The 1134-nt window shown below is 34.3% G+C and carries 1 protein-coding gene; it reads left to right on the plus strand.

The features are described from left to right. The coding region (locus JF818_RS14370) for a serpin family protein (RefSeq protein ID WP_198892665.1) at window positions 1–1134 on the plus strand (1134 nt) is incomplete at both ends.

Genomic DNA, 1134 nt, shown 5'->3' on the forward strand with positions numbered 1-1134 from the left:
GCTTCACATCGATGCATTTTCAGATGAGGAAATACAATCTGAAAACAAGAAAATCTATGAAAACAATTACGTGAATAAGGATACAAGCAAACTTTTGATTGCGAATTCTATTTGGCAAAAAGAGAACTACAAGTTTATGGACGCGTTTATTTCAAATGCAGCAGAAAATTATTATGCTGAGATATTTGAAGTGGATTTTAGTGATGAAAATGTTGTCAAGCAAATGAATGATTGGGTATTGGATCATACAAATAATAAAATTGATCCCCAATATCAACCTGATCCGTTAACCATTCTAGTCTTGATGAATGCTGTTTACCTCTTTGATGAATGGGAATTGCCATTTGATAAAGCTGCAACGATCAATAGAGACTTCACCCTGAATAGTGGTGAAATCATCCGAGTAAAAACGATGCAACAGATGTTAGATCATCATGGTTATTTGGAAAAAGAGTCATTTAAGAAGATTACGTTGAACCTTCAAAATGTTGGTGCTGTTGAGATAATACTGCCGAATGAAGGCTATGATGTCAAAGATATCATAGCCGATGAAACATATGAACCAAAGATTATTGATACTCAGCATGTTGGATACATTGATTATTATGATAATAATCATGTTATTTTTCATGCAAATAGTCAATTATATACCATGGATCTATCAACAGGTATAAAAGAACCTTTTATGGAAGATACGAAAACTCTCTGGATTCCTGTTTATTCTCCTGACAAAAAGTGGGTTGCTTTTAATAAAGAAGGTAGTTTTGGTACAGGAGATATCTTTATTAAAAATCTTGACAGCGATGAAGTATTTCAAATGACAAATGCTAAAAAAGCTGACTGGGGGCCAGATTTTAGACCAACACCAACACAGCAAAAAGTCTATTTTGATTCTAATAGAGATGGTGATCGTGATATCTATGTTTACGATACTTATACACATGAATTGACTAATTTAACAAACAATGATGTGGATGATGGCATACCCTATTTATCACCAGATAGATCCGAAATACTTTTTTATTCTAATCGTGATGGCGACGATGAAATATACACCATGAACATCGATGGTACCAATATCACACAGCTTACTTTTAACGATTCGGAGGATCGAGCCGCTGCGTGGTCACATGA

It is taken from the genome of Sphaerochaeta sp. S2, assembly GCF_016406725.1.
Classification (GTDB): Bacteria; Spirochaetota; Spirochaetia; order Sphaerochaetales; family Sphaerochaetaceae; genus Sphaerochaeta.